Raw genomic sequence first — 1,366 nt, 5'->3', positions numbered from 1 at the left:
CACCGACTACACCCCCGCACGCCTCTACCACCCCGAAACCGGCCGCTTCACCACCCGCGACCCCCACCCCACACCCCTCAACAAATACCAAGCCTTCAACACCGAACCTGTTAATGGAATCGATCCCACAGGGAACGGAACTATAGGCGTTACGGGTAGATCCAAAAGAGGCGCAAACTTACATGAAGACCGATTGCGGCAGGAAATTGACGCCGGCTACGAGACGACCCCCTCAGAACCGTCCGAATTGCAGACATCGAGATTCCCGATTGCCGAACATGTAGCCATCGAGCGCAAGATGGGACGGGATGAGGTAAAGGGAGCCACCCTAAAGGAAGCGAGAAGGAAGGGGTTTAGATTCGCAAATGGGAAATATACGGTCCCAATATTCGCCGACCTCCAGCAGCGAGAATACATTAGCACGCAAAACCTGAAAAATCGCGGATTCTTTCACGGGTCGGACGTATCGAAGGTCAAAAGGATCGAAAAGGAGGGCCTGCGGCCCGGGCGTCACCACGGCCCGGGAGAGGGAATCTATCTGGCGAAAAGCCCCGAAGTTGCACTTCGTCACGCCAACCATAATCCGCAAGGCGTGCTCATGGCCGCATACACCGGGATAAAACCTATCCTCAAAGTCAGAACAAGGGCTAATGGGAGCGACTTGCGCATCGAGACCCTCTATACCACCAGCAGGCTGACAAATGAGTACGGCTTCCTCCCGGAAGATCCGGAAGAGTGGGCCCGGGGTAATGGCTATGGCGGTATTTACTGCAAGGACTTGGGAGAGCTTTTGGTATTCGACGAGGCCGATGTGATGCTGATTAAAGACTAGCGGCTCGTACGCAATAGTCGCTTTGCGTTCACCGGGATCCATCCGGCGCAGTCTCGCTCAAGTTGGGCACATGGGGCACCTGCCGTCGGAGGGCGATGTGAACGGGCTCGTCCGGGTTCAGGACGAGGTCAAGCACGTCGGCTACGTCCGCGGGCAGCTGTCAGTCATGCCGCCACCGTAGCTGACCAGCAGCTTTGGGCTTCGACCAATTTCGGGTCGGTCGACCCGACGCTCACCGGTCCAGAGCCAGGTCGGTGCCGGCGAGGCAGCCGTCGACGACCTCCGGCCGGTACTGCAGCATCTTCAGTTTGCGCTTCACGGCGCGGGTGATCTGGCCGAGGTCGGCCGCGGCGAGGTTGCCGATGTCACGCTTGACCAGCGACCAGACGCCCTCGGTCGGGTTGAGGTCCGGGGCATAGGTGGGGCTGGAACACGGAGCGTTTTCAGCGGTGAGTCTCCAGGGTGAGGATGGCTCTGGCGATTGACGTGAGTCTGCTGGGGCTGAGGCGGGCTTTGCGGAGGATGCGCCAGGTC

The 1,366-nt window shown here is 59.3% G+C and carries 1 protein-coding gene and 1 pseudogene; one reads left to right on the top strand and one right to left on the bottom strand.

The features are described 5' to 3' along the window. On the top strand, positions 1 to 832 hold an 832-nt coding region (locus tag IF89_RS45565; protein ID WP_324605414.1), incomplete at its 5' end, for an RHS repeat-associated core domain-containing protein. A gap of 232 nt (positions 833 to 1,064) precedes the next feature. Here the strand turns inward: IF89_RS45565 and IF89_RS46765 are convergent. Further along, a pseudogene (locus IF89_RS46765) lies at positions 1,065 to 1,366 on the bottom strand (hypothetical protein); the annotation flags it as partial.

Origin of the sequence: Streptomyces sp. NRRL F-2664, assembly GCF_000719345.1 — a bacterium.
In the GTDB taxonomy this organism is placed as follows: domain Bacteria; phylum Actinomycetota; class Actinomycetes; order Streptomycetales; family Streptomycetaceae; genus Streptomyces.
Note: the sequence above shows the minus strand (reverse complement) of the source record. Positions and strands in the feature narration are given on the sequence as shown.